We start from the raw sequence: 14,966 nt of genomic DNA, 5'->3' as shown, positions 1-14,966 counted from the left end.
TGCGAATTCAACGAGTGTTTCTTCTCCGATTTGTATTTCTTGACAGACGGTCCAGCCTTCAAGGACCGTCTGTATCTTTTTTGCATCCACAGCTCGTAAGTCACTGCTTTTTAACAAATAAGCACTGAATTTTGGGTACTGCCGAAGCCTGATTGAATTTAGAATAAAAAATGAATTCTTGTACTCAGGTAACGGATTTCGCGACAGGGAGGTGAACGGAAACGGTTTTATGTAAGCGCAATCAGCGATGATGGTCGTTTGATAGGATTTTTAAAATGATGCAAGGAAAGGAAGAGGATTTTATGTTTGAGAGGAATGCGAAGAGAGCTTCGGCTGCCCGAAAGGCGCTCACCACAGCTTTGGCGATACCGCTGCTGTTTGCCAATATAATTGTTACTGCTGATGCACAGGGGGGAAATATGACAGGGAACGCAAATCGTATACAGCTCGAACATCTTGACCGGGGTCTGGTTGCCGCTTCGACTTCGGAAGGGGTTTTCCTCAGCTGGAGGCTGCTGGGCAATGAGGTGGCAGGCTACACCGAGAAGGGCTTGTCAGGCGCAAATTTCAACGTATATCGTGATGGAATTCAAATTGCAGCCGTTCAGGACAGCACCAATTATCTCGATAAAGAGGGTACCGCGGCCTCCAGGTACTATGTAGCTGCTGTCGTTGGCGGTCTTGAAGCAGACCAAAGCGCTCCGGTTACTCCCTGGGGAAATTCCTATTACGATTTGCCGATGAAAAAACCGGCAGACGGCGTAACTCCCGCAGGCGAAGCTTACTCCTACTCTGCCAACGACATGAGTGTCGGGGATGTCGACGGCGACGGACAATATGAATTTTTCGTCAAATGGGAGCCCACCAATGCTAAGGACGTCTCCCAGGTCGGCTATACAGGCAATACCTATATCGATTGTTATAAGCTTGACGGAACGCTCCTTTACCGGATCGACATGGGCGTTAATATCAGATCGGGCGCTCACTATACGCAGTTCATGGTCTATGACTTTGATGGAGACGGCAAGGCGGAGTCGATGCTCAAGACCGCGCCCGGCACCAAGATCATAAAGTTCGACCAGGCAGGCAATGCCGTGTCCGAACAATATATCACGATGCCGCAAGAGGATATAAATGCCGGATACAGCAACAACGATGACTACCGGATGAGCAGAGACGATTATTATGAGCACATGGTGAAGATGTTTATGGGCTGGCACGAGCATGAGGAGGTGTTGAACGGTCATTGGCCCGCAACCCTCGAAGAATGCTTCGGCATCGAGAAGAAATACAGTTATCCGCTGCCCAGGGTAGATGCCGAAAGTTTGGTCGACTACTTCATGGATGTATACGCGCCAAGCAGAAGCGGCCGCAACAATCTCAGAGCGTTTGAAGGCTTTATTGTGGATGGGCCAGAGTATTTAACCGTCTTCAACGGAGCAACGGGTGAAGAGCTGCAAACCGTACATTATAAACCCGGACGTCAAGACGATGGTCTTATGTGGGGAGATTATGCCATGGGGAGAATCGAGCCGGGCAACCGGGTAGACCGTTTCCTTGCCGGCGTTGCCTACCTTGACGGTGTTAACCCGGTATTCGCGCGGGGCTATTACACGAGAACCACCCTTGTTTCCTACCGCTGGGACGGCAATAACATTAAGGAACACTGGTTTGTCGACAGCGGCTGGACTATTATGAGCAACCCTTTTAACGACGGTCCACACGGAAGAGACGGAACGGATCCCGAATTTGGCTCCATTACCACCCAAGGCGCGCACTCTTTGAGCGTGGCCGATGTTGACGGCGATGGAATGCAAGAGGTCGTTTATGGATCGGCGACGATCGATCATGACGGCACATTGCTGTACAGCTCAATGGACCTCATGCCTCCGCAAAGCGCGGCTCCCGGTACGATAGCAAGGCTTGGTCACGGCGACGCACTGCATGTTGCCGATATCGATCCGGACAGACCGGGGCTGGAAATATTCATGGTTCACGAAGGCGGCGTCTGGGCTCCATACGGCTATACCTTGAGAGATGCGAAGACAGGAAAAGTCATTTACGGCGGCTATACGGGAAGAGATACCGGACGCGGAATGATCGGTGACGTCGATCCCGCTCATAGAGGTCTGGAGACATGGGCGGTTGGATTGTGGACGGCGGACGGGGAACGAATCGATACGAAAGCACCGGGTACGAATATGAATATTAAATGGTCGGCGGATATGACGACACAGATCGTGAACGGATCATTGGAGAATACGCCAACCATCGATGATTGGAAGAGGGGCAGACTGCTTACTGCGACAGATACGAGAACCAATAACCATACGAAGGGCACCCCTTCCCTGGTGGCCGATATATTCGGTGATTGGAGAGAAGAAATGCTGGTTAAGAAGGCGGACAGCTCCGCGATCCGAATTTATCTCAGCACAGAGGTAACGGACCGTAAATTATATACTTTGATGCATGATCCGCAGTACAGAGTCGATATTGCGAGGCAAAATACGAGTTATAACCAGCCGCCATACACCAGCTTCTATTTCGCTTCAGATATCGACTGGGCGCAAGTCCCGCTGCCAAGCATGCATACTCCGGGAGTATTAACCTTCTTAGGTAAGCTTATGGAAGAATATGAGGCTTCGGGTGATCTGAGCGGCCCGCTGGCGTCTCAACTAAGCAATACTTTAAAGCAAACACAGCACCACGTTGATAATGGGTCGGTGGACGATGCGCTCAGATTTATGGAGAAATACCTGCTTCAACTGAGTAATAAGACGAAGCAGGACCATATTTCTCCTCTAGCGGAGAAGAACTTGTCCTACCAAGCAAAATTATGGATTGAAATGTGGAAATAAACCCGTCTGACGGCGGATAACTAAAGCGATTGACGAACAGCCGCCTTGGAATGCCAAGGCGGCCATCGGAATGTTAAGCATCTTTGCTGCTATTATCGGCCTTGAGCAAATGTAACGCTGCCATCCGAGTTTCTCAGCCGCACTGAGAACAAAGCCGTTACCGCCAGCGCCATAACCGACCCCAGAACCACGCCGGGCCAGCCAAGCGCGGACCAGAACAGCCCCAGGTACAGGCTTCCGAGACTTCCCCCCAAATAATAAGAGCACAGATACAGGCTCGCAGCGCTTGCCCGCGCAAACGCAGCGTTGGCATTGACCCACCCGGCAGACGCGGAATGAGCGAAGAAAAAACCGAAGCATTGTATGAAAAGGCCGGCCATAATGAGCCACAATGCAGGTGCAAGCGTCAGCAGCACACCTCCTCCCAATAACGCGATTCCTATCAGCATGGCGGCCGGTTTACCGCTGCTTTCCGCAAACCGGCCGCTGACGGTTGAACCGACTGTCCCTCCGAAGTATGCCAGAAAAAGCAGGCCAAGCAGCGAGGCGGGTAGATTAAAGGGAGCACCGCTCAGCCTGAAAGTCAAGTAATTGAACCCGCCGATGAACACGGAAAAATTAATGCCGCCGATAAGAAAAGCATACCGCATCAAAGGATTGCGGATGTGCCGCTTCATCGCCAGAAGCGCTTCCCCAAAGCGGAGAGGCCTAGGCTCAAAATGCCGTGATTTCGGAAGCATCACTGTAAAACAGAGCCAAAACAGAGCGCTCGCTATGCCGATAACAAGGAAAGCGGTCCGCCAACTCCATAAGTCGGCCAATATGCCGCTGACGATTCGGCCGGACATACCGCCAAGGCTGTTCGCGCTGATGTAGATGCCTATAGAAATCCCAAGAGCGCTTGAAGCAAATTCTTCGCTCATATATGCCATCGCGATTGAAGGCAAACCTGCGAGAAATACTCCCTGAAGCGCCCGTAGAGTGATGATCCAGGTGAAATTGGGGGCAAAGGAGAGAAGTATGGTACAGACAGCCGCCCCCAGTATGGCCCAAACCATAATAATCTTACGGCCAAGAGCGTCGGATACGGGGCCGTAGAACAGTAATGAGGCGCTTATGCTGAAGACTACGACGGATAACGACAAGCTCGAGACCGTCTCGCTTACGTGGAATTGCTTGGTAAACAAAGGAAGCAGCGGCTGCGTCAGGTAGACCATCGCAAATACAAATAACGAAGCCATGCTAAGTGATATCGTCGCCCTCCAGTAAGATCCCGTACCGTATTGTATCATCTTGCATTCTCCCTTTACATCAAGTTAGAACTGATGATACCATAGGCCATATCAATTAATAAAAGACATATAAATCATCGTATAGATAACTTTTGGGAATGGTGAGAGGTATGGACAGCCGAAAGCTGAAGTATTTTATGGAGACGGCATTGGCAGGCAGCTTTACCCGTGCCGCCGAACAATTAATGGTGGCGCAGCCGGCCATCAGCAAATCGATTCAGAAGCTGGAGGAGGAGCTGCAGCTTACCCTATTCGACCGGTCCGAGAGAACGGTCACTTTAACACCGGAAGGCAGAGTGCTGCTGAGGCACGCACGCTTCATTCTCGGCGCGATTGAAGAAGCGAGCAAGGAAATGGAAGAGCTGCGCGGACTAGAGCGAGGCGAAATACGCATTGGCCTGCCTTCCATGTTCGGGAGCTTTTATTTTCCGCAAATTATAAAGGAATTCAAAAAAATGTATCCAGCCCTGCACATTAGCGTGGTGGAGGAAGGGACGCTGCAGGTCTGCAAGCTGATTGAACGCAAAGTGGTGGATTTGGGGATCATTACCGCTGATGAGGCGGGTCCGGAGATTGATTTCATTCCGGTGCTCAAGGAGGAGATGGTTGCCTGCTTTCCGAAGGAGCATCCCCTGGCAGACAGAACATCCGTATCGCTCGGGGAGATGCTGTGTGAGCCCTTGATTTTGTTTAAAGAAGGCTATTATCAGCGCAAGCTGATTCTGGAAGCGAGCCGTGAGGCAAATATCACGCCTAATATTACGTTCTCCACGAACCAGCTCAGTCTTATCCGCTCCCTTGTCGCGGAAGGAATAGGCAGCACGCTGTTCTTGCGTATGGTTGCCTCCTCCGATCCGCTGATTAAGCCGGTTTCCCTCGATCCGCCGATCTTTTTGCATATGGGGGCGGGAATAAACCGGAACACCTATTTATCCAAGGCCAGCCAGACATTTCTGCAGTATTTGAAACACCGCATGAGCAGGCTGTAACATCTAGCTTGCCGGTTCCGGATCGAACTCGAGGCTGCCGCGAATTGTGATAATGGCTCCCGGTTCGACCGTGACCGAATCTTCAAACTCCACAGTAACCTCTTCTCCCAATAACCCGATATCGCACAGGCACGAATACTCGTCAATTATTTCCCGGACCTCGCACACAGCGACGATATGAGATGACTCTTCAATAGGCTGCTTAAATCCGGGAGCCTCGGCATCGCCCTGCAGTGTATAGCCGTTTACAAGCTGAATGCTGAAGGAGCCCTCGACTCGATCTCCGGTTTTGAGCTTGACCGATTCTTGTCCGGCTTCCAGATACTCGTCATGTTGAATGAAATGGCACCATACGGATTTGTCTAAATCGATGAGGAAGACATGAGCCGTTCTCTCGTATCCGTCGGCGGTTAAGGCTTTGATCTCGACAAGCTGCATTGTTCAACACCCTTTATTGTAATTTGTTAAAAGACTTGGGATCGCTCGGCATCATGGATTGAAACTTACCGTCTTTAATGATAACGACAATACCTTTTTTGGGATTTGCTGCGCCCTCCAAATAGTGAATCGTTTTGCCGTTTACTTCCCTCACCATATCACTGGATGCAACTCTTTCGGCCTGAGCGGTGAAGTTCTTGAAGCCTTCAACCGTATTCTCAAAATCTGCCGGATCCACCCCGAGCCTTGTGGCAAGGGAGGGAATCCGTTCGGGATACCTCTCCCAATAATCGGCAAAATGCTTGACCCCTTGATTGGTTCCGTCATCAAGTGTACCCCATCTGTCGCTGCTTGGACTATCCCTCATCTCCTGTTTCAGCCGTTCCTGCTCTCTCTTCGCCGCTTCGTCAGCCGCATTATCTTTCCCGGCATCGCTCGATTTATCGCCATCTCCGTCTCCGTCACGGCCGGAGCCGCCGTCGTCTTTCGGATTATCGGGCCCGTCGCCATCATCGCCGCGGTTGCCATGACCGCCGCCATTATCGCGCGGCGGTTTGGAGCCTCCACTGCCCCCGGAACCGGCAGGATCATTGCCGGCAGGAGGGCGATCGGCTGCATCATCGTGCGAACGGCCTGGGCCGCTGCCGGCATCAGTGTCACGCCCGCCGCTCCCGCCGCCGATACTATCGTCAGCCCTGCCGCCCCCGCGAGGGTGGCCGGAGCCCTTTCCGCCGATGTCTCCCGGCAAACCGCCGGTAGGGGTATCGGCTCGGCCGACTCTTCCGGCATCGACTAATTCGTCAATATCGTCGGTATGGCGCAGCCCTTTGCCGAGGTCTCCGCCGGCATCCAATATATCGCCGAGTTTGCCCACTTTGCCTACTGCGCCGAACGGAACGAGGTTCATCGCCCGCTCCCAGGTTTCGAGCTTTTCTCCGGTAATCATGTCTCTGCCCGTGACGGCCTCTATAACGCCCTTCACCTGTCCGACGACGGGGATAAAATCAAGCCCGATACTCAGGATGACTGCAAATATTCCCAAGCCTACGGTTGCGGCGACGGCGGCTCTCTGCGTACTGAAGCAATCGGTCAGGCTTCCGCAATTATCAGCCAGCGCGACGTCCGGGAACGCAAACAACAACAGAACAAATCCGAGCAGCGCCCAAACAGGAAAATAACGTTTCATTTTGACAGTTCACCTTCCTTCGGCTGCACAGCCGGAAGCTGGGGAGTCAGCAGGAATATAATCAGCATCGAAAGAGCGGTCATCAGAAGCAGCGGCCGGAATGTATCCGTGGCGCGCATCATATTTTCCAATAGCGCCGAAGCAATGATTTTAATAAGAATGAAACCGATAATCAATCGGACGAGCAGCGGAATCTTATCCATCCACTTGGCCCAGACTCCCATCGGCAGAGGAATTAATTGTTTGCGCATCGCCAGCATTACGAGAATCAGTGCCCCGATAAGTACAGGATCGATCCAGGATTTGTAGACTCCGGCAATCATCAGTGAGGACCACAGCGAAGCGGCGGCTGCGGAAAACCACGGATTTATCTGGTCTCCCAGCGGTTTGACAGGTGGGAGCTCCCGCAGCTCCCGCTCGAGTTCATCCAGCGGCAACCCGACCTCGCTGCGAAACGCCGTCATGCCCTGCAGCAGCATTCGAACGGCGGCGGTAACGACCGCAACGAAGATAACGACCCACTCGTACTGCTGAAGAGGAACGGTAGCCTGCGGCGGGGGGCTGGATGAAACCCAGGTAAATACCGGCCTTATCAGAACGGGCACGGTCTGCGTCCAGAAATAGACAAGCACCGCGGTAATCAGCGTATACAGTACCGCCGCAATGTTGAAACCGGTTTTCAAAGGCAGGAAAGGAAATCTGAGCTGCGCGGTCAGCGCCTTGGTGACCATCGGGATTTTGACCATCAAAATATACAAAAGACCGTACTCGATCAGAAGCGGAATCCGTACCTTTATTACATGCTTAAAAAATCCTTCGTCCCGCCGCCATCCAACCTCCGTCCAGCTTGTGTGATACAGAAAAAAATCACCGAAGATAAAGCCAACGATAAAGAGCAGGCCCAGATTCGCGCTGCTTATCCCCACAATGGCACAAATCATCAGCACGACGAGCGATTCGCTGAACACGCTTTCGAAACCCGGATGCCACCACCCGATCGCAAGACCGCTGAGCAGCGACAGCACTGGGGCCCAAGCGGCAGCTGCCGGCCAAGCAGCCATATAGAGGCCGTCCAGGAACGTGAACGGAAGCTTGCCGGACAAACGGCTTGCGCGAAAAGGCGCCTGCACCCACCATAGACGCACAAACCATTGAAGTACAGGCTTAGGCTGAGACATGGCGCGCCGACTCCCTTCTGACGATTAGTTTCCTTGCCGTATACCCAAGCACGATCCCATATACGAAGTGACCGACTACGGAAACCGAAATTAGCTCGTCCAGCGCTTTCAAGTCAAGCCAGCCCGGATATACGGTAACCATCGCAAGTTCAAGGATCATCGCCCAGATCAGACCGCCCGGGATGCCCCTGCGCCCGAATGAAGCCGTATAAGCAACCCCGAAGGCAGTGCCGTTGGCGATATGGAACACTGCCCCAAGAATGCTGACCCATAGACCGGTCGCTTGCGCGCCGACGAGCGCTTTGCCGAATATCCCGAAGATATCGAACGGCCAGAATTGAATACCTGTTACTTTAATTAACAGAAAACGGGAAAGATCGTAAAGGCATGTAGCCAGGAAGCCCGCTATCGTCCCGTAACCGATCAGCCGCTTCAATTCCGCACGCTTCTCGGGCGGCAATTTTCTCCAAATCATACCTCCAACAATAAATGCCAATATCAGAATACCGATCAATGTGTACAGCATAGAAATTCCAGAAAAAATAAAGACCAGCAGCGAAGCCCCTGTCGATAAAAATAACGCGGCTAAAATGACCGTTTTTTGCTTCATGGCTTGAGTGTTCCTCCCATTGGTGGCCGAGAAGCCGAGCATGCCGACAGCAATTCGCCGATTTGATAACAATGTTTTTAGAGAATTCGCGGGGAGGCATGAATTTCCTTTTTATTCCGACATATTTGCGTCCATAGTAATGCTCTTGGGACTTACCGCGTTAGGGAGGACCCAAAGTACTATGTCCGGACAGAACGAAGCAGGCTGCCAGCCGGCAGCCTGCTTCGTCAATTCGGGTTTTCTATCAATAGATGCGGTCCGCATCCTTGGGGAGATTTCTTACATGCTGCAGATAAGCTGTAACCCGCTCATCATCCAGAGCCGGGTAACGGTAGACGTAATGTTCCGCTACCTCCATCGCAACAACTCTGAAAAGTTCGCACATTGCAGCAAGCCCATCCCAGATGTTCTCGTATTCTCCGTCCGGGTAAGTATTAACGAATGCCGTCCAATGCCCGGGTTCAAGATGTTTCTCGAAATATTTTCCCAACTTGCCGGGATCGACGACAAAGTCCGTCCTTATTCCGATATGCCATTTCAGCATCAGGGTAAGCATATTCCGCACAGGGCCGTCATACATGAACTTCGCATAGGGAAGTTCCCTGCGCCATAAGCCCTTAGCAATGTAAGTGCTTACCCACCAAAATTCATTGCAGCAATTGGCAAATTGCTGCTCGGAAGGGGGTAAGGTTATATAATCTTTGTCGCTTGCCGGTGGCAGCGGGCCTGCCGTGCCGTCTTTGTCGAGCAGCAGAAGACTTGAGCATTCCGGATCCAATTTGGCAATATTGTGCTGTGGAAATAGAGTAAGATCAATACGATTGCCGTCATTGAACAACATCAGGAAGGTGAATTTACCGGTATCATCCGGATCCGGCCCATCCATTTCATCTGGAGTTTGCATGATGATCAATTCTCCAAAGCTGCCCGAGATCCAGCTCCGGTCGCGAACAAAAGCATCAACCGAGTTAACGATATATACGATGTCGTAATCCTGGAAAATATCACGGGGTGCATTTGGGTTGGCGCGCGAGCCGTTCAATATTACCGCCCGAATCCGCTCGTCATTTTTTGCGAAACCAAGTATAGAATCAAGCATTTCCTTTTCCGTTCTCATTCGTTTTCCATCCTCCGCATTCTATTTATTTGAATAACGATTCAGAATACCGCAAGGAGGTCCGCGAATCAGAAAGGTGCCAGCGTCGGACGGACAAGCAGGTTATAACTTATTCAGCTTTTTCTTCACAATTGTGTTCCCCTTTCTTATACGATTCGCTCGGATTTCCATTAATATACCATGAGGTAAAGCTATAGACAATTCGTCAAACGGAAAAAGCCTGCTCCTTGCAGGCACAATATTGCTGCACAAAAAAGAGCCGCATTTTCTGCAGCTCCTGAATTACTTCCATCCGCAATACCGCATCAGAATATCACAGCTTCAACCCGCCGCTGGCCTCTATTAATTGGGCAGTTACCCAGTGTTGTCGGGTGAAGCCAGCATGGCCGCTGCATCAGCTATATAATCTACTTGCCCCACTCGACCCAAAGCCGAATCTTTAATCGCAGATTTCCGTACCTCCGGTTCTTTTAACCAATTGGTATTCATTTCTGTTTCGGTCATTCCTATTATTTACACGTTCCTGTCGCTCATATGGTCAGTTTTGATTGAAATACAATTACCGCTTCGCCTGAAACGTACACTTCAACAGGTTCTCCATGTTCAATTTTCACTTCCACCTTCACAATTCCGGTTCTTTCAATGGCTTCCCCTTGTTTAGCCTTAAATCGGAAACGATCTCCATCATGGTTTACTATATTATGATGAACCAGGTAAGCTCCTAAGGGGCCATTGGCATTTCCTGTTACCGGATCCTCGTTTATCCCTATAGCCGGAGCGAACATCCGTCCTTTGATCAGAATGTCGTCATCTGTAGAATCCATCGTGAACATATAATAACCATTACACTGAATAAGTTTGCTCAGATGAGAAAGTGCTCCATAATTGGGCTTGAGCCTGTTTAACAACGTGCTGCTCTTTATCCCGACTATCACCTTGGAATGGCCGGTTGAAACAACTTGTATCGGGCAGCTTGGCAATAAATCTTCTTCAGTAACCCTTAAAGCGGACAAGAGAGTTTCTCTGTGTTCTCCCTCAATGAACGGGCCAAACTCAATTTTACCTTGCTTCATAATGATTTTATAATCGTTTTCTTCCCTGATAATATCGACCGGCAAAATGCCTGCCCCTGTTTTATGCATCACTCGTGTCGTGCCCAGCTGTTGTTCAACAGCCCTCGCATAGTGCGCTGCTATAGTCGCATGTCCACAGATAGGGACCTCGGTGGTTGGAGTAAAAAAGCGAAGATGAACATCGTATCGGGAATCGCTCGAGGAAAAAATAAAGGCTGTTTCCGAATTATTAAGCTCTCGCGCGATACTCTTCATTTCGCTTTCAGTCAAACCGTCCGCATTCGTAATGACTCCGGCAGGGTTTCCGGTAAATTTGTGTTTGGTAAACGAATCAATCTGATATAAACGATATTCTCTTGTCATCTCACTTCGCTCCCTTCAGCGCTGAAGCTTTCGGTTTGAAGTTGACCAGGGCAATACCGGCGATAATCAGAAAGAGTCCGGCCGTCAGCTTCATAGTTACGGTCTCACCTAAGAAGATGACACTGATCATGATCGAGGTTAGCGGTATTAGGAAAGTAAACGAGCCCACCTTGCCTGCTTCGCCTGAACCGACGAGTTTGAAGAATGCGAGCCACCCCAACGCCGTCACGAAAATCGAAATAAACATCAATGACCATATGAACGGTATATTCCACACTATCTCATTCCAATTCTCGATGGAAGAGCCCAAAACTAATAACACGATTCCGCCTATCACAATCTGAAGCGCAACAACCCACATGGCATCTACCCGCGCGGCTGTTTTCTTCATATATAGTGTACCGGTAGTCCAACTAACCGCACTTCCTAAGCCAAGCAAAATCCCTACAGATGAAATATGGCCGGAACCCCCGCTCAAGCTGATCGCAGCGACTCCAAGAAAGCCAAGAATCAGGCCAATCATTTTCCCGAAGGACATGGCTTCCCCCAGCCACAGCCAGGAGCAGATCCCGAGCAGCACAGGCTGGAAGAAAACAATCGCAGCAAAAAGTCCGGCAGGAACATATTTCAGCCCGAAGGTTTGAAAGACGTAAAATACAATAATGTTCAGCATGGAGGAAATTAAATAGATATGCCATGTATTTTTGAGATTAAGCTTCTTGTAGCGCGGCAAAGCAAAGAAAAGTAACAGGAGACCTCCGATAAATATCCGTAAGCCGGCAAATAGTATTGGAGGTGCAAAATCGAGCGCAAATTTGGATAGCGGCCAGTTCACTCCCCATACCGTAACAAGAAAGGCTAAATAAACGGCTGTTTGCGTCCGCGAAAGCTGTACCATTGGGTTTCAACTCCGTTGTTGATTATTTGATATCATGATACAATGCCTCTTAAAATAAATAAAATGAATGTTAATTATGGGGAGGATATCAAATTTGTTATGACCCATTCACAAATTGCCTTGTTCGTGAAAATAGCCGAGACTGGAAGCTTCACAAAAGCCGGGCAAGAATTGAATATGACGCAGCCTGCCGTCAGCCGTGCCATCTCCACGCTTGAATCGGAACTAGAAGTCATCCTCTTTATTCGGGACAGAAAGAATGGAATTATTCTTACCGATATTGGCAAGCGTTTACTTGTTATATTCAGAGATATTTTGAATGGTTTTACTAAGGTGGAGCAGGAGGTTACAGCTGAAAAGGGGTTTGAAGTCGGGACAATACGCATCGGGTCGTTTCCGATTGTTTCCACCCACTTCTTGCCTAAAATTCTCCGTGTCATAGGGGAGAAGTATCCCCGTTTGAAATTTGAGCTTTATGAAGGGACAATCGATGAGATCAGGGAATGGTTATCATCCAGAATCATCGATGTCGGCTGGATTATTCCGCCGAACGGTGAATTCGAAATTATTCCGTTTCTCAAGGATGATATGTGTCTACTCCTGCGAGACGACCACCCTTTACGGAACCGTCCAAAAATCCATATCAATGATCTGAATAATGAACCCATGATTCTCTGCGGAGGCGGGTTTGAAACTCCCATATATGAGCTGTTTCATAAATTCGGGGCTGCTTTGCGGACGAAATTTGATGTCCATAACATTAACACAGCGTTAACGATGATTCAGGAAGGTCTGGGTATTGCAATCGTGTCCAAAATATCCTTGTCATTGTCAACATTGCCGCCTAATGTCCAGATCCGAACGATTACTCCAGAGCCATTCAGAGAAATTAACCTGGCGGTTCCCTGTTTAGAAGAGGCTTCCATCGCGGTTAAGCTTTTCATACAAACAGCGAGAGATCTATATTTAACCCAAGGCAGCTGCGTTGTCCGATAGCTCAGCGCCATAGGTCGTCACTAGCATACCTTGACTGGAATATTCGGTTTAGGGTATGTTAAAATCGTGAATTCTGCATGCACGGCAAAAAGTCTTATGACAAATAATTGTTGAGAGTGGGTTCAGATGATGAAAGCGAAGACTTTCAGTGCTCTTGCCGAGCCCAACCGACTGGATATTGTTGAACTCTTGCGTGACGGCCCTCTATCGGTGGGGGAGATTACCGAGCGTCTTGGACTGGGACAGCCGCAAGCTTCCAAACATCTTCGGGTACTAAGCGATTCCGGGCTGGTAGAGGTCCATCCCGTAGCCAATAAGCGGATTTACAAGCTGCGGCCTCAGTCGCTTGAAGAGCTGGACTCCTGGATTGAATCCTTCAGTCATATCTGGAACGAGAGGTTCGATCGTTTGCAAGAATACCTGCGCGATCTGCAGCAAAATGATAAAGACCGCGGCGGCGAGGAATAGTCCCTGATCGAGTACACTGCCTTGATCGGCACCTCGAAGGTTGTACGATAATAAAAAAGAGTGGGGAGTCAGAAACAAACACGTCCATGCTGTTTATAAAGGTGGCTTACGCTGATGGAAATAAGTTTGGAAATGCTGCTTCTCGTAATCGCAGGCGGTTTTCTCGCAGCCTTTGTCGATTCCGTTGTAGGGGGCGGGGGGCTGATCTCCGTCCCGCTCCTTATGGCAGTGGGCTTGCCGCCTGCGGCTGCGCTCGGAACGAATAAATTGGCCGGAACGATGTCCTCGCTGACGAGCACGGTATCGTTTATCCGGTCGGGCAATGTGGATTTGAAAGCTGTTCGCGGACTATTCTTTCTCTCATTAGCGGGGGCTGTCTGTGGAACATTGGTGCTGGGCAGCATTCCTTCCGGCTTTCTGAGGCCGCTTGTAGTGGTCATGCTTATCGCCATTACAATATATACGATCTTCCGGAAAAACTGGGGGACGTATTCCACTTTTCGCAGCTACACGGCGAAGTCGGCTTGGATTATGGGGGTTGCCGCTTATGGACTGGGCTTTTACGACGGCTTTTTCGGCCCGGGCACCGGTTCGTTTCTGATTTTTGTGTTTCTCATGCTCGGATTCGATTTTGTTAAGGCCGCCGGGAACGCCAAGGTCTTGAACTTCGGCAGCAATATCGCAAGCCTCGCCACGTTCATGATTCTCGGTTCCATTAACTACAGCATCGGAATTCCGATGGGGCTCGCGATGATAGGCGGATCACTGCTTGGTTCGCATGTCGCCATTCGCCGGGGGTCGGCCTATGTCAGGCCGCTGTTTATTACGGTTTGTGTCCTTGTAATCGGCAAGCAGGCCTGGGATTTACTGCGTTAATTCACGGCGCCGGACATCAAGACGCGTTAGCATCTACTTTTCATTGGAGGCACTCTCTGTATGGTTGATGTTGTAACAGCAATTACGATAAACCGTCCTCGTGAACAGGTCTCGGAATATGCGGCGGGCCCGGAAAATGCCCCGGAATGGTATGTAAATATTAAATCGGCGGAATGGCTAACGCCAAAACCGCTGCAAATCGGTTCAAAAATAGCATTTAAAGCCCATTTTCTGGGGAAAGAGCTTTCGTATGTTTATCAGATAACGGAATATATACCTATGGAAATTCTGGTCATGAAAACGGCGGACGGACCTTTTCCAATGGAAACAACCTACACATGGGAACCCGTGAATGGAAGCCTTACCCGAATGACTTTGCGTAACCAAGGCAATCCCGCCGGGTTCTCCATGCTGTTTGCCCCTTTTATGTCGCTGATGATGAAGCGGGCTAATAACAAGGACCTGGAGAGAATCAAGTCTATTCTCGAACAGCCGCACTCTTGATAGCCGAACTTCCTGCCGCCGCCGGCCGCATTCACGGAAAGCGAGGCGGTGGCCATATTCTTTACGGTGTGAGGAGGAAGTGGAAGGAAGGTCGATATTCAACCGGAACGCGAATGAGAC

The 14,966-nt window shown here is 50.1% G+C and carries 14 protein-coding genes; 6 read left to right on the top strand and 8 right to left on the bottom strand.

All coding sequences use genetic code 11. From position 1 onward, the window contains the following. The first annotated feature begins 302 nt into the window (after positions 1 to 302). Complete coding sequence (locus tag KZ483_RS24750; protein ID WP_220350216.1) at positions 303 to 2,858, top strand: rhamnogalacturonan lyase; 2,556 nt, start codon at positions 303 to 305, stop codon at positions 2,856 to 2,858. Positions 2,859 to 2,950: 92 nt separating this feature from the next. On the opposite strand, the gene KZ483_RS24745 is transcribed toward KZ483_RS24750, so the two are convergent. Next, positions 2,951 to 4,150: an MFS transporter gene (locus KZ483_RS24745; protein ID WP_220350215.1), complete on the bottom strand. Its 1,200-nt coding sequence runs from the start codon at positions 4,148 to 4,150 to the stop codon at positions 2,951 to 2,953. Positions 4,151 to 4,260: 110 nt separating this feature from the next. Between KZ483_RS24745 and KZ483_RS24740 the strand changes: the two genes are divergently transcribed. Further along, entirely contained in the window at positions 4,261 to 5,139 is an 879-nt protein-coding gene (locus KZ483_RS24740; protein ID WP_220350214.1) for a LysR family transcriptional regulator, read from the top strand. A gap of 3 nt (positions 5,140 to 5,142) precedes the next feature. Here the strand turns inward: KZ483_RS24740 and KZ483_RS24735 are convergent, their stop codons facing one another. The 7 genes from KZ483_RS24735 to KZ483_RS24705 all read right to left on the bottom strand — a co-directional run bounded on the left by KZ483_RS24735 (position 5,143) and on the right by KZ483_RS24705 (position 12,002). Beyond that, positions 5,143 to 5,577, bottom strand: coding sequence for a hypothetical protein (locus KZ483_RS24735; RefSeq protein ID WP_220350213.1), 435 nt, complete (start codon positions 5,575 to 5,577; stop codon positions 5,143 to 5,145). Positions 5,578 to 5,590: 13 nt separating this feature from the next. After that, positions 5,591 to 6,763, bottom strand: a complete 1,173-nt coding sequence (locus tag KZ483_RS24730; RefSeq protein WP_220350212.1) for a pre-toxin TG domain-containing protein — start codon at positions 6,761 to 6,763, stop codon at positions 5,591 to 5,593. Further along, the gene (locus KZ483_RS24725; RefSeq protein WP_220350211.1) at positions 6,760 to 7,941 is read right to left on the bottom strand and encodes a hypothetical protein; all 1,182 of its coding nucleotides are present in this window, start codon (positions 7,939 to 7,941) and stop codon (positions 6,760 to 6,762) included. The genes KZ483_RS24730 and KZ483_RS24725 overlap by 4 nt, the downstream gene beginning before the upstream one ends. Then, positions 7,928 to 8,551 carry a hypothetical protein gene (locus KZ483_RS24720; protein WP_220350210.1) on the bottom strand — a complete coding sequence of 208 codons (624 nt, stop codon included), beginning with the start codon at positions 8,549 to 8,551 and terminating at the stop codon, positions 7,928 to 7,930. The genes KZ483_RS24725 and KZ483_RS24720 overlap by 14 nt, the downstream gene beginning before the upstream one ends. A gap of 244 nt (positions 8,552 to 8,795) precedes the next feature. Beyond that, on the bottom strand, positions 8,796 to 9,668 hold the full coding sequence (locus tag KZ483_RS24715) for an aminoglycoside 6-adenylyltransferase (protein ID WP_220350209.1): 873 nt from the start codon (positions 9,666 to 9,668) through the stop codon (positions 8,796 to 8,798). A 530-nt stretch (positions 9,669 to 10,198) separates the two neighbouring features. Next, complete coding sequence (locus tag KZ483_RS24710) at positions 10,199 to 11,104, bottom strand: PhzF family isomerase (RefSeq protein ID WP_220350208.1); 906 nt, start codon at positions 11,102 to 11,104, stop codon at positions 10,199 to 10,201. Position 11,105: 1 nt separating this feature from the next. Beyond that, positions 11,106 to 12,002 (bottom strand): DMT family transporter, encoded by an 897-nt coding sequence (locus KZ483_RS24705; protein ID WP_220350207.1) that lies wholly within the window; start codon positions 12,000 to 12,002, stop codon positions 11,106 to 11,108. Between the two features lie 99 nt (positions 12,003 to 12,101). On the opposite strand from KZ483_RS24705, the gene KZ483_RS24700 reads away from it, so the two are divergent. From KZ483_RS24700 to KZ483_RS24685, 4 genes are all read left to right on the top strand, one after another. Further along, on the top strand, positions 12,102 to 12,998 hold the full coding sequence (locus tag KZ483_RS24700; RefSeq protein WP_220350206.1) for a LysR family transcriptional regulator: 897 nt from the start codon (positions 12,102 to 12,104) through the stop codon (positions 12,996 to 12,998). A 129-nt stretch (positions 12,999 to 13,127) separates the two neighbouring features. After that, positions 13,128 to 13,466: an ArsR/SmtB family transcription factor gene (locus tag KZ483_RS24695; protein WP_220353659.1), complete on the top strand. Its 339-nt coding sequence runs from the start codon at positions 13,128 to 13,130 to the stop codon at positions 13,464 to 13,466. Between the two features lie 114 nt (positions 13,467 to 13,580). Continuing rightward, the gene (locus KZ483_RS24690; protein ID WP_220350205.1) at positions 13,581 to 14,342 is read left to right on the top strand and encodes a TSUP family transporter; all 762 of its coding nucleotides are present in this window, start codon (positions 13,581 to 13,583) and stop codon (positions 14,340 to 14,342) included. 60 nt (positions 14,343 to 14,402) lie between these two features. Continuing rightward, complete coding sequence (locus tag KZ483_RS24685; protein ID WP_220350204.1) at positions 14,403 to 14,846, top strand: SRPBCC family protein; 444 nt, start codon at positions 14,403 to 14,405, stop codon at positions 14,844 to 14,846. Positions 14,847 to 14,966: the final 120 nt, after the last annotated feature.

The sequence above is a fragment of the Paenibacillus sp. sptzw28 genome (assembly GCF_019550795.1).
Taxonomy (GTDB): Bacteria; Bacillota; Bacilli; order Paenibacillales; family Paenibacillaceae; genus Paenibacillus_Z.
Note: the sequence above shows the minus strand (reverse complement) of the source record. Positions and strands in the feature narration are given on the sequence as shown.